We start from the raw sequence: 20,937 nt of genomic DNA, 5'->3' as shown, positions 1-20,937 counted from the left end.
GGATCGCAGTCTATGGCCGTGCGAGAGCCGGTGGAGAACAGCGGGTCGATGTGGCGGTATCGCGCCTTCGGGTCGGGACAGTGGAAGGCGAGGTCCTGGAGGTCCTGACCCAAGGGGGTGCGGCTGATCGTTCGCAAGCAACGCCCGCACCCCGGCGCCCCACCGCGCTTCACGGCCTCGACGGACTGCGGCTGCCCTGCTGCGCCACCAACACCAAGGGCGGCCGGCTTGCCGACCCCGAACTCCGCCACCACGGACGAGCCCGCTGCGAGGGCCGTATGCGAGGCGGCCCGACACCGGCCGCCACCACCGGGCGCCGCCACCACTGGGCGCCGCCACCGGCCGCCACCACCGGGCGCCGCCACCGGCCGCCGCCGACGGCCGCCGCCACCGGTTCCGTTTCACCGCCCGTTGGCCCTGGAGCGACGTCATCACCCACGCGACCGGCAGGCTCCGCAGCTTCCCGATCCCCAGCTGACCGGCCACTTCGACCACCCCGACAACCCGCATCACCCCGTCAGATGGTCGCCGGCGAGGTTGGCGAGTTCGCGTTTCTTGATCGCCGACTACAGGAGTTTCACGGTGTTGAGTTCGGGCGCGTAAGCGGGTACTCGTTCGAGTACCCGCCAGTCCTGTTGGCGTCCCAGGCACGCATCACCCGGCTCCAGTGAGCGGTCAGCCCCCCGGGCGAGGACCACTTGGTCCCGGCGTATAACCCCTTGATCTGTTCCAGCACTTGGATCAACGCAGTGGTCTCGTAGCTGCCGGGCTTGAGGGAGGGAACACAAGCGGGCCGCGATCAGGGTCGGTGGTGTGGTGCCCCAGGGCCGCGGCCATCGAAGCGCGTCACCAGTTCAGCAGGTGACGCAGAAGAGATACGTCCGCGGGACGCGTAGGTGCGGCGGACCCTGGGGGAGCGGCGGCACCCCCGAGTCGTCGAGGAACGCGATCCAGGCGTGCCTGTTCACCGCCGTCTTTGACGCGTGGCCACTTGTGCGCGATCCAGCGGCCGGTCTCGGACCCGTCCTGCTCGTTCGCCCGAGGTTCCGGACATGCAGGCTCCACCCCAGCCAGCCTGCTACCCGCCCATACGGCGTGGCCCGCTGCCGATCCGACCCCTGCCCCGAATACTGACCGGGCCCCTGCGCCTGCGCCGCCATATGGGCCCGCGTGGCAGCAAGCCCGGCGCTCCGCGCGAGGGGACTCACCAAGTCGCGCCGCACCAACTCTTCTCGGTCAATCGCTCCCTCTGCCAAGTGGCGTGCCGCCATTCGGACTGTGTATACGGCGAATTGGGTCGGGGGCACGCCGCGACGGGAACAGCGGGAGAGCTTCGCCGGAAGGGCCCTCCCGCTGCTTCGCGGCGCTCGGCGGTTCCGGCGGTCCCGGCGAGTCAGGGCGTCTTGGGCTGCTGGCCCTTCCGCCCGCTGCTGCTGGGGCTCCCGGCCCGCTTACGGCCCTGGTAGGAGGTGGTGTTGGAGGAGGCGGCGGCGTGGGTGGTGGAGGTGGCCGCGCCGGACCTGGGGCCCGCAGGGAGCTTGGTCCTGGCGGCGCGTGCGACCTCCTGGGTCAGTTGCGGCAGCTGTCCTTGAGGCTGAGGCTGTTTCGGGGCGTCACTCGAAGCCGGCTCCTGGCGCACGGCGGAGACCTGCTCTTCGGGTTCGCTCGGTACCGGAGGCTGAGCGGAACGTGATGCCGGGGCCTGCTTCTGCGGCGCGCGGACGGTGGAGGCACTGGAGCCGACGCCGGCCGAACCGGGGTTCATCCACGAGTATTTGTTGCCTTTGGGGTTCAGTGCGTGGTCGAGAGTTGACCTGACGCTCTGCGGTGTGGCCCAGAGGGGACGCAGCCTGTCCAGCTTCGCCACATGTTCCTTGGACAACAGCGCGCGCAGTTGTGGGCGCATCTTTCCGGATACCCAAGCCTTGAAGGTGCTCTCGCTGAGGTCCCATTTATCCGTGAACTCGCCTATCGTCCTGTAATTGCCGTCGGCGAACTGTCTCAGTAGTTCGGCGCCCTCCTGATCCGTGCAGATCCCTCGCACGGAAAAGTTCTCACGCTCCTCCGGCGAGAACTTCTCGTATACCTTTGGGTGGGTATCCCCGGTCAACCATGCTCGGAGGGTGCGGAGGTTGATGTCATTTTCTATCGCGTATCCAATAGTCGTCGACTTCCTGTCGCGGGTAGCCAAGAAGCGGCGGAGGTGACCCTCGACCTCGTCGTCGGTGTACTTCATCTGCTCGGGCACGTCGAATATCCCTCTCCTTGTGCCAACTTGGGAGACTGGCCTGTTTCACCCCATCACGTATGCGGGACGAGGACGGTTCATCCTGAGCGCTCCGGTGGGGGAGGTGCGCCATGGCTCGCACGCGCAACAGCGGCCCGCCCCCGGTGTCATCGGGGGCGGGCCGCCGTCGCGTTCTGCTCCGAGCCTGCCGGCAGCCGCTACCCCAGACCGCCGAACCGGCCGGAGGCGGCGGCGGTGACGAGCGCGCTCATCTGCTGGCGGGTGAGCAGGAGTGCGGGGCCGTGGGGGTTCTTGCTGTCGCGTACGGCGATGGTCCCGGGCGAGACGATGCCGCATTCGACGCACTGTGCCCCCGTATTGGAGCGTGAGGACTTCCACCAGGTCACGGGCAGGGCGGACGCGTCGCCAACGTGGCTCGTGCTCATGCTCATGCGTTCTTCCTTATCTTCGAAATCAATTCCGCGGACGCTTCGACCGAGAGCGCGGCGGAGGTGAGCCGCTGCCACGCGTCCCGGTGAACCGCCACCTTGTCGCGTTCCTCGACGTACAGCGCGGAGGTCAGGGTTTCCGTGTGAACGACGTCGAGATCAGGGTGCGGACCGAACCCGAGTACGGTGAACGAGCCCAGTTGCCCGACGTGCAAGTGCGCGTCCGACGGCAGCACTTGGATATTGACGTTCGGCCGCTTGCCCATGGAGAGCAGTCGGCCGAGTTGCTCGTGCATCAGGCTCTCGTCCTCGGCCGTCGAACGGAGAGCCTGTTCGGCGACGATGGCCCACAACGTGAGCGGGTTCTCGTGTGTCAGTACGGCCTGCCGCGCGAGCCGGACTTCGACCAGCGCGTCCACCCGTGCCTCGACCGCCTCGGACATCGCCGTCGTCCGGATGATCTCGCGGGCGTATTCGGCGGTGTGGAGCAGGCCGGGGATGGCTCCGAGCTCCCACGTCGAGACGGACTCGGCCTCCGACTCCAGGCTGATCAGGTCCGCGTACACCGGCGTGAGAACGCCCCGGTAGGAGTGCCACCAGCCGCGTTGGCCGCCCTCCTTGGTGAGCGTGACCAGCGCGGCGCGCAGTTCTTCGCTCACGGTCCGGCCCAACGCGGCGTAGATGTCGAGCAGTTGCTCGACGTCCTTCTCCTTGGCCGCGCTCTTCGCCGTCTCTATCCGGGAGAGCTTCGAGGGGACGAAAGCGCCCTTCGAGTGCTCCGCGACCTCCTCAAGGGTGAGTTCGGCGCGCAAGCCGCGCAGCTTCGCTCCGAGTCGCCTCCGGCGCACAGTGGGCGCGCTCACTGGGTCCCCTCCCTGTTCGACGTACTGCTCGACAGTCTGCCGTGCCCTGTCATCGCCTGTCACCCGGCAATTGCCCATAGTGACCATTTCTCTTGTAGAGGCGCGCAATTTTCTATGCATCCGTAACGGCAGTTGCGATCAAGCGTTGAACAGGAGCACGCTGTGGTGACTATACGCGATTGCGCCGTCACTCAAGTTGCGAACTGCTCTGTGTGGTATGGCACTTGATCGTAAGGGGACAAGCATGATCGAACGACCAGGGAACCTGCCGCCCGTCTGCTGCTCACCCCCCGCTGGACCGCCACCCATCCTGGTGCTGTTCGGCGCACCGCAAGCGGCCCGCGTAGCACGTGAGTTCGCGCGCGAGTACGTGACGTTCCACGTCCCGGACGCGAGCGGGGACCACCTCGACGCGGTGGCGCTGGTCACCTGCGAGCTGGTCACCAACGCGATCCGCTACGGCACCGAACCGGGGGATTCCGTACGGGTCGTCATCGACGCCGATGCCGCCAGGACCCGCATCGAGGTCCAGGACCCGGTACGGCGTCGGCCCCGGAGCCGGCCCGAGTCCGCCGAGCGCGACCGGGGTCGCGGCCTGATCATCGTCGACGCGCTGTGCGCGGGCCACTGGGGCATCGAGGACGCCCCGCTGGGCAAGTCGGTCTGGGCCGAGGTCAAGGCGGGGTGAGCGCGGGGCGTGCCGGGCTGTGCCGCTACCTGCGCGTGCGCGTACCTGTGTTCCTTGCCGTGCCCTGCCCTGTCAGCGGTGGGCCGGTGGGCCGGTGGGCGGTGTCCGCGCGGTCGTCGGCGTCAAGCCGGATGTGCGCCGGGGCCACTGGGCCCCGCCCCGAGCCGGGCGCGTAGTCGAAGGTGCCCCGGCGCCGGGGGGACGGAGCCCGCTCAGCTCCGCTTGGGGGTCCTGCTCTGGTTGTCCTTCTCTACCCGCTGCCGGTAGGGGCTGGGCGTTGTGCTGACGGGCTGGGGAGATGCGGAGCGTTCGCGGTTCGGGGGCAGCGTTCCGCCGGGTGCGCCCCCGAGTGGGTACCCTGCATTTCCGGCCCTGGCCGCGTTCGCCATGTTCATCCACCTGTCGATCGTCGACTGGGGCCCCCGGCGCCCCAGCGCGCGGGCAGTCGTGTCCGAAGCCGCACGGACCTCAGCCGCATGCCGGGACTCGGCGTATGGGTCGGCCGCAGACTTGTGCGGGTGCCTCCGGAGACGATCCCCATTCCTGTGGGCACTCACCGCCTCGCGCAACTCTCCGTAGGCATCGTCCTTCGCCCAGCTTTCTACTTTCCTGGGATTCAAGCCCTTTTCTTTTGCATAATCCTTCAGTGAATACTTTGAGCTCATGTGGCGAATCTTGTCGAGATGTAGCTTGATCCGCTCATCCCGGTTTTCGCTGTACTCCGCTCCCTTCAACGACAGCGCGTTCAGATCTGCGGGGTTCATGATGCTGTGTGCCCAAGGGCGAACATCACCGGATATCGGTGCTGCCGTGGCGAGTTCGCCGCCGGGGCCCGTCGGGGCCCGCCGGGGCGCCGCTGGGCCGGCGCCGTGTTCGGCGAAGCCGGGCGATCAGTAGAGGTGCGGGGCGCGGCTTTGTCGCCGCGATTTCGCTGAGCGTCGTCGCCGCGATTTCGCTGAGCGCAACCGGGGTCGGGGCGCATCATCGATGCGCTGTGCGCTGTGCGCCGGCCGCTGGGGCATCGAGGACGCCCCGGTGGGGCAAGCGGTGTGGGCCGAGGTCAAGGTGGGGGTGCGGGCCGGCGGCGCCGTGTGCTGCCTTCGGCGAGTGGAGGCCATCCGCGAGACGAGATGCCGATCGGATGGCCGCCGTCATGCCGCTCCGAGACGCAGCCGCGGTCTGCAGGCCGCGGCCTCACCTCCGCGCGGCCCTGCGTCCCGGGGCCCCGGACTGGCCCGGCTGTTGCCCGTACTGGCCTTGGCCGTATGGCTGCCCGTACTGGCTTTGCCGCACCGGGCCCAACTGGGAGTACTGAACGTTGTCGAACGTGCGGCCCGCGCCCGGCCGCGCGGCGGACTCCTGCGACGGATAGTACGTACGAGCCGCATTGGCGAGGGCCGACTGGTCCCACACGGCCGACTGCCCCTGATATACGGCCGACTGCCCCTGATATGAGGACGGCATCCCGTAGGCCGCGTGGGGAGAGTATGTCTGTGCACCGTAGGCGACGGACGGATCAACCTGGTAGCTCTGTTGCTGGGCGTAGGCCAGCTGCTGTTCGTAGGCTGCCTGCTGTGCGTTGATCATGGCGACGTGTCGGTCGTAGAGCGCCTGCGTCGCCGGTGGGGGCGTCGGGTGCTCCATGGGGGACCGCTGCGGATCGAGCACTTCGTTCCACTTCGCCGCGTGCTCCTGTACCTCCGGCTGGTGGCAGTTGTTCGCCCACCACTCCGCGTACGTCCGGACGTGTCCGTCGATGTGACCGTGCTGGGAGTGGGCGCCGGACGTCAGATACCACTCGGCGTACCGGTGGCAGAACTTGTCGTATTCGGAGGCTTGGCCGACCTCGGCGCCGGCTGTCGCGTTCTCGACGCGGTCCTGCGCCGTCTGCTGGTCCAACTGCGCCTGGGCTGCCGTCGCCTCGGCCGAGGCATAGGGGTTGTCCAGCGCGGCGATCAGCTCGTCGTTCACGTCGAACGCATCGGCTCTGGTGACCTCCTGGGGCACCATCCCCTTCCACTTGACGACTTCCTGCTGATAGGCGTAGCTCGCCGTGCCGAGGGACATGGTGACGTCCACGCCGCCGGGTGAGTACGGCGCTGTGTACCGGTAGGAGTTGCCAGTGCCCCGTTCACGGTAGACCTCGCCTGTCGCCGCCTCGGGGTCGCGGCTGAAGCTGACCAGTGCCGAATCGACGAGCTGCTTTTGGTGACGCTGAAGACTGGGTGGGGCCAGATTGCTCTTGGGCTGGAACCCCTGGATGAAGATGGTCTCGGGCGGACGCGCGTCCCGGCGGTACAGCGGTTCAACGTCCTCCCTGTGGACGGGGGGCCTGCCGGCGGCCGGTCCGGTGTTGGCCACGATGAGTTGTCCCGGCCTGGGCCCGCGCTGGGAATTGCCGAATCCCTGGGTCTCCTGCGGGGTGTACGTGACCTGCCTGGGAAACTCGCTGACCGCCTCCTCGAAGACCTCTTGGGGGGCCGCTCTCTTGAAAGAGATGTCGCTGTAGTTGTCGGAAACGTAACCCTCGACGTCGGAGAATTCGTCTCGCTGCCTGTCCATGTGCTGTTCTTCCCCCTCGCGGTCGAGCACGCCGTAGCAGGGTCCCGCCTCTTCCGGCCGAAGTCCCCCCGGTGCTCCTGATACCTGCCACGTAGCGAGTGCGCCAATGGTTCACTGGCGCGTTCTGTTGGCAAGGCAACGGATTTCGGGGCGAGATGGGTCCATGCGGCTGCCGCGCACGTGCCGACCCTGGGCCGCGGGGTGCCGCGCACGGCAGGGTCCGCCGGGCCCGCCCCCTCCACTAGCGAAACGAAACCGTTTCGCTAGTGGTACGCTCATTAGCGGTACGAAACCGTTTCGTACCGCTGGAGGTGCGAGAATGCGATGCGTGGCAACGACGCGGCGTAGCAGAATCACCCCGGAGCGCGAAGCAGAGCTGTACGAGACCGTGCTGCGGCTGCTGCGCGAGGTGGGGTACGACGCGCTGACCATGGACGCCGTCGCCGCCGGTACGCACTCCAGCAAAGCCACTCTCTACCGGCAGTGGGGCAGCAAGCCCGAGCTGGTCGCAAGGGCTCTCAAGCACGGCAAACCCGGTCCGGCGCCGTTCAGCGTGGACACCGGATCCCTGCGCGGGGACCTGATGGAGGTCGTCGTGAAAGGGTTCGACGACTGCCGCATCGAGCAGGACGCCGCGCTGATGCGCGGGGTGGGCCGGGCGGCGCACGACAACCCCGACCTCCTCACCGCACTCCGCGAGGTGCTGATCGAGCCGAGCATGGCGGAACTGCGCGGTCTGCTGGACCGGGCCGTGGACCGGGGCGAGATCAGGGCGGACAACCCGGCCCTCGACCTCGTGCCGCACATGTTCCTCGGTGCGCTGATCAGCGGCGAGCTGATCGAACAGGGGCCGATCACCCAGGAGTTCCTGATGACCTTCCTCGACGCGGTCATGCTGCCCGCGCTCCGCGCCTGACAGCGGCGCGCTCCCACCTGCCGGCTATCAGCCGCTGCTTCCACCACCTTTCACGGGACCCGTGTGCCCACTGGCGTGCGCCGACGCCCCGTGACCCCGACCCTCACCACGACTGGAGTCCGACCTCGTGGCCACGTATCTGTACAGGCTGGGCCGGTTCGCCTTCCGGCGGCGCGGCCTCGTCGCCCTGCTGTGGGTGGTGCTGCTCGGCACAGCCGGGGCCGGTGCCGCCAGCGCGCCGGCCGCCACTGCCACCTCGTTCTCGATCCCCGGTACGGAGGCGCAGAAGGCTTTCGACCTGCTGGAGGACCGCTTCCCCGGCGCCAAGGCCGACGGCGCCACCGCGCGGGTCGTCTTCAAGGCGCCCGGCGGTGAGAAGATCACCGACCCCGACAACAAGGCCGACATCCACCGTGTCGTCGCCGATCTGAAGTCCGGATCGGGGAAGGTCGCGAGCGTCGCCGACCCGTTCGCCGCCAAGGCCATCAGCAAGGACGGCTCGACCGCCTACGTCTCGGTCTCCTACGACGTCACCTCCATGGAGCTGAGCGACGAGGACCGCTCGGCACTGGAGAAGACCGGCGAGAAGGCCCGCGACAGCGGGATGGAGGTGGAGATCGGCGGGGACGCGCTCCAGGCCGTCCCCGAGACCGGCTCCGGCGAGATCATCGGCGTGGCCGTCGCCGCCGTCGTGCTGGTCATCACCTTCGGCTCGCTCATCGCCGCCGGACTGCCGCTGATCACCGCGCTGATCGGGGTGGGGATCGGCGTCTCCAGCATCACCGCGCTGGCCAGCGTGATGGACCTGGGCAGCACCACCTCCATCCTGGCGATGATGATCGGCCTCGCGGTCGGCATCGACTACGCCCTGTTCGTCCTCTCCCGCTACCGCGCCGAACTCGCCGAGGGCAGAGAGCGGGAGGACGCCGCGGGGCGGGCCGTCGGCACGGCGGGGTCCGCCGTGGTCTTCGCCGGGCTGACCGTCGTCATCGCGCTGGTCGGACTCGCCGTCGTCAACATTCCGATGCTCACCAAGATGGGCATCGCCGCGGCCGGTACCGTCGCGATCGCCGTGCTCGTCGCGCTCACCCTCGTCCCCGCGCTGATGGGCTTCGCGGGCAGGCGGGTGCTGGGCCGCAAGGTCCGCAAGGCGGCCGGGGCCGACCCGGAGAAGCAGGGCACAGGAGGCGCAGGCAAGACCGGTGGCGGTAAGACCGGCGGTGGTAAGACCGGCGGTGGTAAGACCGGCGGTGGCAAGACCGGTGGGGGCAAGGAGAACGCCGGGGCCCGGTGGGCGCGCTTCGTCCAGCGCCGCCCGGTCGCGGTGCTGCTGGCGGGCGTGATCGGTCTCGGCGTCATCGCCGTACCCGCCACCTCCCTCGAACTGGGCCTGCCCGACGACGGATCGCAGCCCACGAGCACCACCCAGCGCAAGGCGTACGACCTGCTGTCGGACGGCTTCGGGCCCGGCTTCAACGGCCCCTTGATGGTCGCCATCGACGCGCAGGGCAGCGACGACCCGCAGGCCGCCGTCAACCGCACCGTGGGGCAGATCTCCAAGCTGGACGGCATCGCCACCAGCACCCCGCCGAAGTTCAACAAGCCGGGCGACACCGCCATGGTGACCGTCGTCCCGGACTCCAAGCCCTCCTCGGAGCAGACGGAGAAGCTGGTGCACTCCATCCGGGACACCGGCGCCGACCTGCGGGCCGACACCGGGGCCGAGGTCCTGGTCACCGGCTCGACGGCGATGAACATCGACGTCTCCCAGAAGCTCAACGACGCACTGCTGCCCTACCTGGCACTGGTGGTCGGGCTGGCGTTCCTGCTGCTGATGGTCGTCTTCCGCTCGGTGCTGGTGCCGCTGAAGGCCGCGCTCGGCTTCCTGCTCTCGGTCGTGGCGGCGCTCGGCGCGGTGGTCGCGGTCTTCCAATGGGGCTGGTTCGGCGGCCTGTTCGGCGTCGAGCAGACCGGGCCCGTGATGTCGATGATGCCGATCTTCATGGTGGGCGTCGTCTTCGGCCTGGCCATGGACTACGAGGTCTTCCTCGTGACCCGCATGCGCGAGGCGTATGTGCACGGGGAGTCGCCGGGCGAGGCCATCGTCACCGGATTCCGGCACGGGGCACGCGTCGTCACGGCGGCGGCCGTCATCATGATCGCGGTCTTCTCCGGCTTCATCGGCTCCAGCGAGGCCATGGTCAAGATGATCGGCTTCGGTCTGGCCGTCGCCGTCTTCTTCGACGCCTTCGTGGTGCGCATGGCCCTCGTGCCCGCCGTGCTCAGCCTGCTGGGCAAGCGCGCCTGGTGGCTGCCGCGCCGGCTGGCCAAGGTGCTGCCGAACGTGGACATCGAGGGCGAGAAGCTCCAGCGTGAGACGGCGCGGGCGGCGGACCCGGCCGGCCCCGCGGATCCGGTGGGCGCACTGCCCGGCCAGTCCGGCGGAACGGAAACCGAGGTGGAGTACACCAGCACCCGGAGGTGAACCGGCCACCGCCACAGCACACCGGAGGGACCCCGGCACACATGCCGGGGTCCCTCCGTGCGCCGGGAAGGCGGTGGGGTCAGCGCTTCTCGAACACCGCGAAGCCCAGCGACACCTCGTCGCCCTCGACCGCGTCGGCGGAGATGTCCATGGTCTTGCTGCGGCCGTCGAAGACGGCGGTGCACCGCACGGTCGCGTCCTTCTTGGCGCGCAGTTCCTCCGGGCAGCTCACCGAGTCGGGAGCGTCCTCGGAGTCCTCGCCGAAGTCGTCCCTCGCATGCTGCTCCAGATCGGCTCGCGATACCACGTGTCCGGCTCCGCTCGCGGTCGCGACCTGGCTCTCGCTCATCACGATCCATGCCGTTACGGCGCCCGCTGCCAAGACGGCGGCCACGGACAGGGCGATGACGATGCGCTTCATGGTGCTCCTCACGAATTCCGTTTTCGGGCCGGCTGCCCGGCTCCCGTTGCCTCGGTGTCCCACTCCGGCCCCCTTCGTGCGACACCGTGCCGCGGCGGAAGCGGAACGCGGGGAGAAGAAGGTGACGGGCGGTTGGACGTGGCGGAGGAGCAGGAAGTTCGTGGGGGAGAGGAGCTGTCACATGGCTGTTACCGGAAGGATCCTGGCCCGCGTGCGCGTGCGCGTGCGCGTGCGCGGGCAAGCGGCGGGCGGCAAGCGGCGGGCGGCGGGCCGTCGTCGGCGGGGGTCCGCGACGGGCTCCGCCCATGTACGCGGGCCGTGCCTGCGAAGTCCCGCCCCCGGACGGAGGACGCCGCTTCGAAGGCACGGCCCGGGCACTGCGACCCGGCGCGGGGCGGGTGGCTGAGAACGTAACCCCTTCAGGGGGTGACGGTTTTCTGGCTCTGCGACCCGGCGCGGGGAGGCGCGCGGAGGGGGCCTCGGATCACTTTTCGGTCACGCGGATGGACTTCGTGGGGCAGCCGCGCGCGGCGCGCCGCACCTCCTCGTGCAACTCGGCGGCCGGTGTCTCGTCCAGGACGACGACCAGCCCGTCCTCGTCCTGGTCGAAGACCCCCGGCAGCCGGTACACACACAGGCTGCTGACCGCACAGGTCTCCGCGTTCGCGGTCACCCGCAGCCCGCTCCCGTTCGCGGACGCGCTCACCACTCCACCGGAATCCCCGTGAAGCCCTCCATGAACCCGCCCAGCGCGCGCGGCAGTTCCTCGGCGGGTGCGGCGAGTCGGATGTCGGGGAAGCGGCGCAGCAGGGACTCGGTGGCGACCTGGAGTTCCATCCGGGCCAGCGCCGCGCCCACGCAGTAGTGGATGCCGGCGCCGAACGTCATGTGGTGGTTCTCCTGCCGCCTGATGTCCAGCTCGAAGGGCTTGTCGAAGACCTCCGGGTCCATGTTGGCGCCCTCCTCCGACAGCAGCACGCTCGTGCCCGTCTTGATGACGGTGCCGTCCGAGAGAGGGATGTCCTCCACCGCGTAGCGCATGGTGCCCACCGAGGAGCCCATGATCTGGGTGCGCAGCAGCTCCTCGACGGTGGAGGGCACCAGCGTCCAGTCGGCCTGGATCTGCTTGACCAGCTCCGGGTGGTACAGCAGCACCGCCGTGCCCGTACCGATCTGGCTGGCCGTCGTCACATACCCCGCGATCAGCAGGCCCTGGCACCAGAAGTGCAGCTCGTGGTCGTTGAGCCGGTTGTCCTCTTCGTCGGTGACCCGGATCAGCTCGCTCACCAGGTCATCGCCGGGCTTCTCCCGCTTGGCGTCGATCAGGTCGCCCAGGTACTTCCACAGGTTCTGCCGGCACTTGCCCACCTCCTCGGGCGGCATCTTGGTGACCGACAAGAAGCCGTCCACGTACTCGCGGAACTGGTCCTGGTCCTCGGCCGGCACACCCAGCAGCTTGCAGATGACCTTGATGGGCAGCGGGAATGCCAGCGCCTCGTTCAGCTCCACCGGCCGCGGTCCGGCCGCCATCTCGTCCAGCAACTCGTCGGCGACCTGCTGGACGTAGGGGCGCAGTGCCTCGATACGGCGGGCGGTGAACGCCTTGGTGACCAGCGAGCGCACCTGCGTGTGCTTGGGCGGGTCCGGGTCGATCTCCGGGTCCATGAACAGGTCGTTGTCCTTGGAGATGCGGGCGCAGTCCGGCCGCGCGATGTTGCGCGACAGGCGCTTGTCCGCGAACAGGGCGCGCACGTCCTTGTAACGGGTCACCAGTGTCGCCGTGTCCCCGCTCGGCAGTGTCACCTCCATCGCGGAGCTGCCGTGCACATGCCGCAGCGCTTCGGGCACCTGCATGGGCGGGGTCCAGGCGAACGGGTACCTGGGCGGGGTCTGAGTGCTCACGGTCATCCCTTCGGGTCGCGATCTGATGTCACAGGCGGACGGGTCATACCGGCCACTGGGGCCGGGCCCAGGCCGCCTCGGCGAAGGCCCACTCGTGGCGGACGCCGGTGCGGAAGTGCGCGACCAGGGCGTCGCGCTCGGCCGGGGAGGCGGTCTCGCCCAACTCGTCGGCCAGGCCGAGAAAGGCGCGGACGGCGTAGCCGTAGCCCTCCCCCGGGTGGTAGGCGGCGATCCACGACGCGTACCGGGAGCCCGGGGTGTGCCGCTCCAGCAGGTCGCCCGAGACCTGGAAGTTGAACCACACCATCGGCAGCAGCGCGCCGACGCCCGCGCCGTAGGACGCCGCGCTGGAGGCGTTGAAGAACGCGCAGTGCGCATGGGTGTCCGGGCCCGACTCCGGTGATTCGGTGGCCAGTCGGGGTACGCCGAGGTCGTCGGCCAGTTCCGCGTACTTCTCCCGCAGCCGGTCGCGGGCCTCCAGGGTGCCGGTGACGGACCGCCCCAGCAGCGCCGTGTGCCGGTCGCTGGAGGCGCCCGCCGCGGTGCGGGCCAGCGCCCGCGCGTAGGCCGGCAACAGGTGGCCGGTGTCCTGCTCCACGAAGTGGACCAGCGACTCGGCGGGCAGCGTGCCGTCCCGCAGCCCGGCCCAGAACGGATGGGCCTTGACCTTCTCCAGCACCGGCTCGGCCAGCTCCCGCAGCTGCTCGCTCAGCATCCCTCACGCCTCTCTCGTCGTCCGGGTTCCGCATTCGTCACCGGGCCGCCGCTGCCGGGTCGTCCCGCCGTTCCGCTGCCGGGTCGTCCCGCCGGTCCGCTGCCGGGCCGTCGCTTCCGTTCCGTCGTCGCCCGGCCGCCGCTTCCGTTCCGTCGTCGCCCGGCCGCCGCTGCCGGGTCGTCGTCGCCTCACAGATCCAGCCGCACCCGGTAGTGCCGCAGCCACGCGTCGAGCTGGAGGACCATCTCGACGTTGCGCCGCTCGCCCCATCCGTCCACCGCGACCGGCCGGTCCTCGTCCGCCAGTTCGGCGCAGGCCGGCCCGTCCAGCAGCGCGCGCACCGGGGCGGCCGGGTCCCCGACGACGGCGTCGAACCGCTCGCGCAGCACCTGCCCGTAGCGCGGGTCCTGCGTGATGGGGAACGGGCTCTTGCGGCGCTGGGTGACCGAGGCGGGCAGCAGGTCGGCCACGGCCGAGCGCAGCACGCTCTTCTCCCGGCCGTCCGCCGTCTTCATCGCCCACGGGATGTTGTGCACGTACTCCACCAGCCGGTGATCGCAGTAGGGCACCCGCAGCTCCAGCCCCACCGCCATGCTGAGGCGGTCATCGCGCGAGAGCAGCAGCGGCAGCCAGCGCGTCAGATGCGCGTACCCCACCCGCCGCATGACCCGCTCAGTCCCCGCCTCGCCCGGCACGTCCGCGACCTCGCCGACGGTCTCCGACCAGCGCTGCGCCGAGTATCCGGGCACATCGATCTTCCGCAGCAGTCCCGGGTCCAGCAGACCCGTGCTCATTCCGTGCGGCGCGACGCGCAGACCCATCGTCACCCAGGGGAAGTTGGCGGTGTCCACCAGCGTCGGATCGCGGAAGGACTGGTAGCCGCCGAAGAGTTCGTCGGCGACCTCGCCCATCAGCGCCACCGTCGAGCGCTGCCGCACCGCCCGCAGCAGCAGATACAGCGAGCGGTCCATGTCGGGGATCGGACGGGGCAGATCCTGGGAGCGCAGCGCCGCCGCGTCCACCACCGGGTCGGCCAGGTCGGATGTACGCAGCACCACCGGTTCGTGGTCGGTGCCCACATGCCGGGCGACCTCCACGGCGTAGGGCGCATCCGGGTCCTCGTGCCAGAAGTCCTTGCGGAAGCGCTCGGTGTGCCCCTCGAAGTCCACGGCGAACGTGCGCGGCCTGTGCCCGTCACCCAGCGAGCGCGCCGCCAGCGCGGCGATCGCGCTGGAGTCCACCCCGCCCGACAGCAGCGTGCACAGCGGCACATCGGCCAGCAGATGCCCGGCCACCGACTCCTGGAGCAGCCCGCGCACCGTCGCGACGGTGGTCTCCAGATCGTCGGGGTGCTCGTGCTGGGGCAGCGTCCAGTACCGCGACTCGCGCAGCGCGGCGCCACCGCCCCCGCTGCCGCCCGGCGCCGGGCGCAGCACGGCCACATGCCCGGCGGGCAGCTCCCGCATGCCCCGGTAGACGGCGTGCCCAGGAGTGGCGATGTAGGCCAGCAGCTCCGCCAGGCCCTCCGCGTCCACCACGCACTCCATCGACGGGTGCGCCAGCAGCGCCTTGGGCTCGGAGCCGAAGAGCAGACCGTGCGGTGTCCGCGCGTAGTACATCGGCTTGATGCCCAGCCGGTCCCTGGCCAGCAGCAGTTCGCGGCGGCGCGGATCCCACACGGCGAACGCGAACATCCCGTCCAGGTGCTCGGCACACCGCTCGCCCCACTCCAGATAGGCGCGCAGCACCACCTCGGTGTCCCCCGCGGTGCGGAACCGGTGGCCCCGGGAGGCCAGTTCGGCGCGCAGCTCGCGGTAGTTGTAGATCTCGCCGCTGTGGGCGAGCACCGCCAGGGTGCGGCCCTCCTCGACGGCCGCCATCGGCTGGGTGCTGTCGGCGATGTCGATGACCGCCAGCCTGCGGTGGCCCAGCGCGATGTCGCCGTCGCTCCACACCGCCTCGGCGTCCGGCCCCCGGTTGGCGATCGTGCCCAGCATGGTGCGTACGGTCGCCGCGTCCTCGCTCAGATCCCGGGCGTAATCGACCCAGCCCGCTATGCCGCACATGCGACCACCCGCCCCTCCAGCTCTCCCACGACCGAGGCCGGGGCGGGCCGCTCCAGCATCCCGTCCCGCAGCGTGCGCGCCGCCTCGCGCGCGTCCGCGCCCCCGGCCCCGTCCAGCAGCCGGGCCGCCTCCTCCCGCAGCCGCGCCGCCCCCGCCCCGGTACGCGCCGCGCCCGGAGCCCGGCCCGCCCCGCCCGGTACCGGCACCTCGTCCGGCATCGGCACCTCGTCCGGCATCGGCACCTCGTCCGGCGTCAGCACCTCGTCCGGCGTCAGCACCTCGTCCCGCGTCAGCACGTCACCCGCGCCGGTCGCCACCACGCGCGCCGAATGGCCCGCGTGGTCCGGGAGTTGCGGCACCAGCAGCAGTGGCACTCCCGCGCGCAGCGAGGTCAACACGGTGCCCGCGCCGCCGTGCGCCACCACGAGCCCCGCACCCTCCAGCAGCGAGTGCAGCGGCGCGTCCTCGACCACCCGCACCCCCTCGGGCAGCGCCCCCAGCAGGGGACGCTGCGCCGAGGTGACCGCCAGCACCGTCTCGGTGCCCGGCAGCGTGGCCAGCGCCCGCGCGGCGTGCCCGGCCAGGAACAGCGCCGGATCCAGCCGCGCCATCGTGTGCCCCCAGGTGACGACGATCCGGCGGCGCCCGGCCCCGGGCGGCGGCAGCGGCGGCTCGGGCGGCCCGCCGGGCCCGTTGAACGGGACGTAGCGCATCGGCAGCACCGGATGCTCAAGGGGCACCTGGAAACCGGCCGGACACGGATCGACGGTGACCGCGCCGAACGGGTCGTAGCCCCCCGGATCCACCCCCACCCGCTCGGCCAGCGGCGCCAGCGCCTCCGGCAGCAGACCGCGTGCCCGCGCCATCAAGTCGGCGCCGTACAGCAGCCGTACGGCGGGCACCCCGGCGGCGGCAGCCGCGAGCGGACCCGCCAGCGCCGTCGGCTCGTACACCACCAGATCCGCGCCCCAGCGACGGGCCGTCTCCGTGACGCCCTCCACCATGGAATCGGCGTGCGCCGTGAACATCCGCAGCGCACGCGGCCCCTTGCCGCCGCGCGCCGCACGCTGCGCGCCCGTCGGATCGTCGGCACTCGGCAGCACGTAGCCGCGCACCATGCCCACGCCGTCCACGTCCTCGCCGACGGCGGCCCCCGGCAGCCCCGTCCGCCCGATCAGCGGCAGCAGCTCCGGCTGGCTGACGACCAGCACCTCGTGCCCCGCGCTGCGGCAGGCCCAGGCCAGCGGCACGAGCGCGTACAGATGAGAGGGCCAGGCCCAGGTGGTGAACAGTACGCGCATCGCGGCCCCAGCCCCTTCGTCAGCCCGGACCCCGCCCGCGATCCGGAGCGGGCGGGGCATCCCTGCGGCCCAGACGGTGACCCAGCGGGCTAGGGGAAGAGTCGGAGAGCGCTGGAGCCCGCGCCCCACAGCGGGGCTCGATCGGATGTCGAGCGGGCGCGGCGAGCGTGGAGCGCAGTCCCACACATTGGAGGCGCACACCATGGAAGCTCCCTCCGGGCCCCCCTTCCGCGTCATGCTGCGGATGGAGATCGACCCCGACAGGCGGCGGGAGTTCGAGCGCACCTGGCGCGAGGTGGCCACCGGCATCGCGCACGAGCCCGCCAACCGGGGCCAGACACTGGTGCGTTCGGTCGACGAGAACGGCGAGGACGCCGAGGACGGCGTCTACTACGTCATCACCGACTGGGCCGATCAGCCCTCGTTCCGCGCTTTCGAACAGAGCGCGGCGCACGGGGACAACCGGCGCAGGCTCGCCCCCTACCGCACAGGCGGGGAGATGATCCTCGCCCAGACGGTCTTCGAACTGCCGCCCACCTCAGCTCCCACCCCGCCCTCCGCCACGGACCCCGGCCCGGCGTCAGTACCGGACCCGGACGGCACCCGCACCGCCGACGACCACGACCACGACCACGACCACGACCACCACGACGCGCATGAGGCGTACGCCGCCCCTGACACCCCCCTCGCCTTCGTCGGCCTGGGCAACATGGGCGGCGGCATGGCGCACCGGCTCCTGGACGCGGGCCACACCCTCACCGTCCACAACCGCACCCCCGCCAAGGCGGAACCCCTGGCCGAGGCGGGCGCGACCGTGGCGGCGAGCGCGGCGGAGGCCGCCAAGGGCGCCTCTGTCGCCTTGCTGAGCCTCGCCGACGAGGCGGCCGTCGAAGACGTGCTGTTCGGACAGGTGGCCGACGTCCTGGCACCCGGCTCGGTCGTCATCGACACCTCCACCGTCTCGCCCGCCTACGCCCGCGAGTGCGCCGAGCGCCTCGCCCGCACCGGCCTGCGGCGGGTCGAGGCGTGCGTCGTCGGCAACCCCTTCCAGGCCCGGGAGGGCAAGCTCCGCGTCTACACCAGCGGCGAGGAGGACGACATCGCCCGCGTGGCCGGCGTCCTCGACACCCTCGGCACCCAGGTCGTCCACCTCGGCGCGCCGGGTACGGCCGCCACCCTCAAGCTCATCTTCAACCTGCTGCTGGGCGCCCAGGTCGCCTCCCTCGCGGAGGCCGTGGCCTACGGTGTCGCCGCCGGCCTCGACCGCGACAAGCTGCTGACCTCCATCGCGGAGAGCGGCTTCAGCTCGATCGTGATGCGCTTCCGCGCGGAGCTGATGCGCAAGGGCGCCTACGAGCCCGCGTTCTTCCGCTCCACGCTCATGGAGAAGGACCTGCGCCTCGCTCTGCGCGACGCGGCGACGGCGGGCGTGCCACTGCCCGTCCTCGACTCCGTCCGCGAGCGCTTCGCGCGCGTCAACGAGGCGGGCGACGGCGGCAAGGACGCCTCGGTCATCATCGAGCACACGACAAACCCGGCCGCGAGAAGCGCCGCCGCGTCCTGACCACGGGCGCGTACCACGGGCGGGAGCGGCGGCGCGGACTACGGCGCCGGCGGCGGTGTGCGGGCTACGGCGCGAGCCGCGCCGGGAAACCGCCGGTGGCGATCGGGCCCCACCGGCGCGGGGTCACCCGGATCAGTGACTTGCCCTGCTTGACCATGGCCTGGCGGTACTCGTCCCAGTCGGGGTGCTCGCCGGAGATCGAGCGGAAGTACTCCACCAGCGGCTCCACCGACTCGGGCACGTCCAGTACCTCCGCCTCACCGTCGATCTGCACCCACGGCCCGTTCCACTCGTCCGACAGCACGAGCACGCTGACCTGCGGGGTGCGGCGGGCGTTGTGCGTCTTGGCGCGTTCGGGATACGTCGAGACGACGATGTTGCCCGCGCCGTCCACACCGCAGGTCAGCGGCGAAGCCTGCGGGGCCCCGTCCTCACGCCGGGTCAGCAGGATGGCGCGGTGCCGGGGACGTACGAATTCCAGCAGCTCGTCGAGGCCGACGCGCGTGTTGGTGGCGATCGAAGGACTCATAGAGCGAACGTACGCCATCCCACGCGGGAAGGAGCACTGTGGTTCCGCGAGCGAGAACGGGAGTCGCCCGTCCGTGGTTTCGGTGTGCGGTGTCGATGAGCGCCGAGCGAGATCAACTGCGTCGTGGCCGGAGGCTTGGACGTTATGGCACGCCGCCGGGGCCGGAACCGCCGGGCGGACTTCCCCGCAGTTCACCCGCCCCGAGTCAGGGTGAGAACTGCTCAGCGGCTCGTCCTTCCGCGATTGCCGCCTTGCCCTTGGCTGTGTCCCGTTCCTTGCCTCGGTGTCCGAGGCGGCTGTGAGGGGCTGCCGCTGAACCCTGGGGGCGGACCGACCCTCTGGTGGCGGTTCCCCGATTGGCTGGAGAGGAACCGGTTCGACTGCTGAGCGGCCTGCGCGACAGGCTGCTCGGGCCCGTAATCCTGGTCGTATACCTGCTGCGCCCGAAAGGCCACCGTGTAGGCGTCGCGGACCTGCGGGTGATGCGTAATCTCGTCCGGTGTCCGCAAATTGGCTTCCACATACATCTGGCGTACGTGTTGCCACGCGTCAGCGACCTCCTCTGCCCGTTCCGAGCGGGCGAGGGCACTGATCTGCTGTTCCTGCTCCTTGTCGCCGTCTTCCGGGCTGTCGCTCTCCAGCATCTGGTCGTAGGCGGCACTCGCCGTCGATGCTTCCTGGCGAGCTGCATTTTCCTTTCCTTGCACGAGGTTGAGAAAGTTTTGACTACTTTGGTGCTGCTGGTGTGCGAGCTCAGCTTGCTGAGCCCGTGAGGTGTTGGTGAGCAGGAGATGTGTTCGCAGGTCAAGAGGAGGCCGGCTGGGTGTATCTGAACCGTCCCATTGCCATAGCCGCTCATAATATTCTGGCGTCATTCCCTGGTTGTCCGGCATTGATGCCACTCCATTCCACGGTGTGCTGGCGTCGATACGGAAGTTCTGTCCGTCCCGCCCCTCCGCTGTCGGTAGAGGAGAGGGTTATGCGGAACGAGATGACCCAACGGCAGCAACGGTCCCGAACCGTGAACGGTTCAACGCGCGCGGCTCAACCGGCCTCAGAGGCAGGGCAGTTGGCCGCGTCACCAGGTCCGGTCCGCCCTCGTCCCCGCACTCACCGAGGCGACCCGGAACCGCGGTCCAGCCGGTTCTGCCTCTGGGCGAACAGCGACGGGGAACCCTCACGTATCGCAGTCCAGCACCGTCCCGCACAGCCCGCAGCGTGCGCGGACCCGGCCGCGTACCGGGACGCGGATGCGCTGGCGGCAGGTCGGGCAGGCGAAGCAGACCCGCGGCGGGGAGTGGTGCTCGAAGGTATAGAGATCGTTGCCCAGCGCCGGGGAGCCGGGGGAGAGGTGATCCCGGGCGTAGCGCCGGTCCTTGGCGTAGCGGCGGCGGCCCGTCCAGGGCGCGGGGGCCAGCGGCGGGCACTCCTCGTCCCGGTCCGCCAGCTCGCTGCCCCGCACATACGCCTCGTACGCCTGCGGGCTCGTGAACCAGATCGCCGGGTCCTCACCGAAGACGCGGGCCCGTTTGGCCAGCACGTACCCGAACTCCTCCGGGGTGAGATAGCCCAGCTTCTGCGAGGAGAGCGAGTCCTGCCGGAAGGCGTCCAGCAGCAGCCATCCGGCGCCCAGATAGGCGGTGGCCGTGTCGGTGAGGATCTCGTTGTCCCGCGTCCCCGGGAAGGCCAGGCCGTGGCGGTGCAGAAAGACGTGCGTCACCTCGTGCGCCAGCGCGGCACCGATGTCGCGGCGGTGGGTCTTGAAGCGGGAGTTCAGCTCCACGAAGTACTCGGGCCCCGCCGCCAGTTCGACATGGGCGGCGTGTGTCATCTCCCGGAAGGAGACGATCACCCGCGCCTCGGGCAGCCGCAGGTGCCGCACCATCACCCCGGCCACGCGCTGCACGCCCAGATGCAGCTCGTCGGCGTCGGCGAACGCCACATCGCCGGGCGCGACGCTGGTGTCGAAGGTACGGAGAGTGACCGGCGACATCCGGCGGTACAGCGCCGTGATCGCCTCCCGCACCGTCGCCAGATGCGGAAACCCCCGCTCCACGGGATCCGACTCGGAGCCGCCCATACGCCCACCCCCACGCACGCGGTCATAGCCACGATAACCCCGCCCCGTTATGTTTTTCGCGGTTCCGCAATGGGGCCGCTGGCCTCCGGGCCCGGCATGACTTTTGCCCCCTGTCGAAGTCGATGACCTGGGGGGTGGTGTCACCGGGCCCGTGGGGTGCCGTGGGAGA

At 70.3% G+C, this 20,937-nt stretch carries 18 protein-coding genes and 1 pseudogene; 5 read left to right on the top strand and 14 right to left on the bottom strand.

Annotated elements, in window-relative coordinates:
* Nucleotides 1-108: 108 nt before the first annotated feature.
* Nucleotides 109-284, top strand: a pseudogene (locus ABD339_RS04600) (IS1380 family transposase); the annotation flags it as partial.
* A gap of 1,109 nt (nucleotides 285-1,393) precedes the next feature.
* Here ABD339_RS04600 and ABD339_RS04595 read toward each other — a convergent pair.
* The 3 genes from ABD339_RS04595 to ABD339_RS04585 form a co-directional block, all read right to left on the bottom strand.
* Entirely contained in the window at nucleotides 1,394-2,248 is an 855-nt protein-coding gene (locus ABD339_RS04595) for a hypothetical protein (protein ID WP_344562416.1), read from the bottom strand.
* A gap of 197 nt (nucleotides 2,249-2,445) precedes the next feature.
* On the bottom strand, nucleotides 2,446-2,679 hold the full coding sequence (locus tag ABD339_RS04590) for a DUF397 domain-containing protein (RefSeq protein ID WP_425575884.1): 234 nt from the start codon (nucleotides 2,677-2,679) through the stop codon (nucleotides 2,446-2,448).
* Complete coding sequence (locus tag ABD339_RS04585) at nucleotides 2,676-3,539, bottom strand: helix-turn-helix domain-containing protein (protein ID WP_344562414.1); 864 nt, start codon at nucleotides 3,537-3,539, stop codon at nucleotides 2,676-2,678. Before ABD339_RS04585 ends, ABD339_RS04590 begins: the two co-directional genes overlap by 4 nt.
* Before the next feature lie 244 nt (nucleotides 3,540-3,783).
* Here ABD339_RS04585 and ABD339_RS04580 point away from each other — a divergent pair, with 244 nt between their 5' ends.
* The gene (locus tag ABD339_RS04580) at nucleotides 3,784-4,227 is read left to right on the top strand and encodes an ATP-binding protein (RefSeq protein ID WP_344562412.1); all 444 of its coding nucleotides are present in this window, start codon (nucleotides 3,784-3,786) and stop codon (nucleotides 4,225-4,227) included.
* A 212-nt stretch (nucleotides 4,228-4,439) separates the two neighbouring features.
* Here ABD339_RS04580 and ABD339_RS04575 read toward each other — a convergent pair whose 3' ends face one another.
* Together ABD339_RS04575 and ABD339_RS04570 are read right to left on the bottom strand one after the other, a co-directional pair.
* Nucleotides 4,440-4,991 carry a hypothetical protein gene (locus ABD339_RS04575; RefSeq protein ID WP_344562410.1) on the bottom strand — a complete coding sequence of 184 codons (552 nt, stop codon included), beginning with the start codon at nucleotides 4,989-4,991 and terminating at the stop codon, nucleotides 4,440-4,442.
* 430 nt (nucleotides 4,992-5,421) lie between these two features.
* Entirely contained in the window at nucleotides 5,422-6,789 is a 1,368-nt protein-coding gene (locus ABD339_RS04570; protein ID WP_344562408.1) for a scabin-related ADP-ribosyltransferase, read from the bottom strand.
* 319 nt (nucleotides 6,790-7,108) lie between these two features.
* Here ABD339_RS04570 and ABD339_RS04565 point away from each other — a divergent pair, with 319 nt between their 5' ends.
* Both ABD339_RS04565 and ABD339_RS04560 read left to right on the top strand, forming a co-directional pair.
* Nucleotides 7,109-7,705, top strand: coding sequence for a TetR/AcrR family transcriptional regulator (locus ABD339_RS04565; protein ID WP_344562406.1), 597 nt, complete (start codon nucleotides 7,109-7,111; stop codon nucleotides 7,703-7,705).
* 127 nt (nucleotides 7,706-7,832) lie between these two features.
* Nucleotides 7,833-10,190: an MMPL family transporter gene (locus ABD339_RS04560; protein WP_344562401.1), complete on the top strand. Its 2,358-nt coding sequence runs from the start codon at nucleotides 7,833-7,835 to the stop codon at nucleotides 10,188-10,190.
* 79 nt (nucleotides 10,191-10,269) lie between these two features.
* Here ABD339_RS04560 and ABD339_RS04555 read toward each other — a convergent pair whose 3' ends face one another.
* From ABD339_RS04555 to ABD339_RS04530, 6 genes are all read right to left on the bottom strand, one after another.
* Nucleotides 10,270-10,611, bottom strand: a complete 342-nt coding sequence (locus ABD339_RS04555) for a DUF4333 domain-containing protein (protein WP_344562399.1) — start codon at nucleotides 10,609-10,611, stop codon at nucleotides 10,270-10,272.
* Nucleotides 10,612-11,095: 484 nt separating this feature from the next.
* Nucleotides 11,096-11,317 carry a ferredoxin gene (locus ABD339_RS04550; RefSeq protein WP_425575883.1) on the bottom strand — a complete coding sequence of 74 codons (222 nt, stop codon included), beginning with the start codon at nucleotides 11,315-11,317 and terminating at the stop codon, nucleotides 11,096-11,098.
* A complete protein-coding gene (locus ABD339_RS04545) occupies nucleotides 11,314-12,519 on the bottom strand; it encodes a cytochrome P450 (protein WP_344562397.1) in 1,206 nt (401 codons plus the stop codon). The genes ABD339_RS04550 and ABD339_RS04545 overlap by 4 nt, the downstream gene beginning before the upstream one ends.
* A gap of 37 nt (nucleotides 12,520-12,556) precedes the next feature.
* Nucleotides 12,557-13,228, bottom strand: a complete 672-nt coding sequence (locus ABD339_RS04540; RefSeq protein WP_344562395.1) for a TenA family protein — start codon at nucleotides 13,226-13,228, stop codon at nucleotides 12,557-12,559.
* Nucleotides 13,229-13,416: 188 nt separating this feature from the next.
* A complete protein-coding gene (asnB, locus tag ABD339_RS04535; RefSeq protein WP_344562393.1) occupies nucleotides 13,417-15,294 on the bottom strand; it encodes an asparagine synthase (glutamine-hydrolyzing) in 1,878 nt (625 codons plus the stop codon).
* On the bottom strand, nucleotides 15,282-16,595 hold the full coding sequence (locus ABD339_RS04530; protein ID WP_344562391.1) for a nucleotide disphospho-sugar-binding domain-containing protein: 1,314 nt from the start codon (nucleotides 16,593-16,595) through the stop codon (nucleotides 15,282-15,284). Before ABD339_RS04530 ends, asnB begins: the two co-directional genes overlap by 13 nt.
* A gap of 202 nt (nucleotides 16,596-16,797) precedes the next feature.
* On the opposite strand from ABD339_RS04530, the gene ABD339_RS04525 reads away from it, so the two are divergent.
* Complete coding sequence (locus ABD339_RS04525; RefSeq protein WP_344562389.1) at nucleotides 16,798-18,159, top strand: NAD(P)-binding domain-containing protein; 1,362 nt, start codon at nucleotides 16,798-16,800, stop codon at nucleotides 18,157-18,159.
* 64 nt (nucleotides 18,160-18,223) lie between these two features.
* Here ABD339_RS04525 and ABD339_RS04520 read toward each other — a convergent pair whose 3' ends face one another.
* The 3 genes from ABD339_RS04520 to ABD339_RS04510 form a co-directional block, all read right to left on the bottom strand.
* Entirely contained in the window at nucleotides 18,224-18,688 is a 465-nt protein-coding gene (locus ABD339_RS04520) for a PPOX class F420-dependent oxidoreductase (protein ID WP_344562387.1), read from the bottom strand.
* Between the two features lie 221 nt (nucleotides 18,689-18,909).
* Nucleotides 18,910-19,581, bottom strand: coding sequence for a hypothetical protein (locus ABD339_RS04515; protein ID WP_344562385.1), 672 nt, complete (start codon nucleotides 19,579-19,581; stop codon nucleotides 18,910-18,912).
* Between the two features lie 284 nt (nucleotides 19,582-19,865).
* Nucleotides 19,866-20,768: a hypothetical protein gene (locus tag ABD339_RS04510; RefSeq protein WP_344562382.1), complete on the bottom strand. Its 903-nt coding sequence runs from the start codon at nucleotides 20,766-20,768 to the stop codon at nucleotides 19,866-19,868.
* Nucleotides 20,769-20,937: the final 169 nt, after the last annotated feature.

Origin of the sequence: Streptomyces axinellae (assembly GCF_039532135.1) — a bacterium.
GTDB lineage: Bacteria > Actinomycetota > Actinomycetes > Streptomycetales > Streptomycetaceae > Streptomyces > Streptomyces axinellae.
Note: the sequence above shows the minus strand (reverse complement) of the source record. Positions and strands in the feature narration are given on the sequence as shown.

What these genes read in the sequence shown, in the direction of transcription:
- ABD339_RS04590 (WP_425575884.1), bottom strand. Translation starts at nt 2,679, where the DNA reads ATGAGCATGAGCACGAGCCACGTTGGCGACGCGTCCGCCCTGCCCGTG.
- ABD339_RS04580 (WP_344562412.1), top strand. Translation starts at nt 3,784, where the DNA reads ATGATCGAACGACCAGGGAACCTGCCGCCCGTCTGCTGCTCACCCCCC.
- ABD339_RS04575 (WP_344562410.1), bottom strand. Translation starts at nt 4,991, where the DNA reads ATGAACCCCGCAGATCTGAACGCGCTGTCGTTGAAGGGAGCGGAGTAC.
- ABD339_RS04570 (WP_344562408.1), bottom strand. Translation starts at nt 6,789, where the DNA reads ATGGACAGGCAGCGAGACGAATTCTCCGACGTCGAGGGTTACGTTTCC.
- ABD339_RS04565 (WP_344562406.1), top strand. Translation starts at nt 7,109, where the DNA reads ATGCGATGCGTGGCAACGACGCGGCGTAGCAGAATCACCCCGGAGCGC.
- ABD339_RS04555 (WP_344562399.1), bottom strand. Translation starts at nt 10,611, where the DNA reads ATGAAGCGCATCGTCATCGCCCTGTCCGTGGCCGCCGTCTTGGCAGCG.
- ABD339_RS04545 (WP_344562397.1), bottom strand. Translation starts at nt 12,519, where the DNA reads ATGACCGTGAGCACTCAGACCCCGCCCAGGTACCCGTTCGCCTGGACC.
- ABD339_RS04540 (WP_344562395.1), bottom strand. Translation starts at nt 13,228, where the DNA reads ATGCTGAGCGAGCAGCTGCGGGAGCTGGCCGAGCCGGTGCTGGAGAAG.
- asnB (WP_344562393.1), bottom strand. Translation starts at nt 15,294, where the DNA reads ATGTGCGGCATAGCGGGCTGGGTCGATTACGCCCGGGATCTGAGCGAG.
- ABD339_RS04530 (WP_344562391.1), bottom strand. Translation starts at nt 16,595, where the DNA reads ATGCGCGTACTGTTCACCACCTGGGCCTGGCCCTCTCATCTGTACGCG.
- ABD339_RS04525 (WP_344562389.1), top strand. Translation starts at nt 16,798, where the DNA reads ATGGAAGCTCCCTCCGGGCCCCCCTTCCGCGTCATGCTGCGGATGGAG.
- ABD339_RS04520 (WP_344562387.1), bottom strand. Translation starts at nt 18,688, where the DNA reads ATGAGTCCTTCGATCGCCACCAACACGCGCGTCGGCCTCGACGAGCTG.
- ABD339_RS04515 (WP_344562385.1), bottom strand. Translation starts at nt 19,581, where the DNA reads ATGCCGGACAACCAGGGAATGACGCCAGAATATTATGAGCGGCTATGG.
- ABD339_RS04510 (WP_344562382.1), bottom strand. Translation starts at nt 20,768, where the DNA reads ATGGGCGGCTCCGAGTCGGATCCCGTGGAGCGGGGGTTTCCGCATCTG.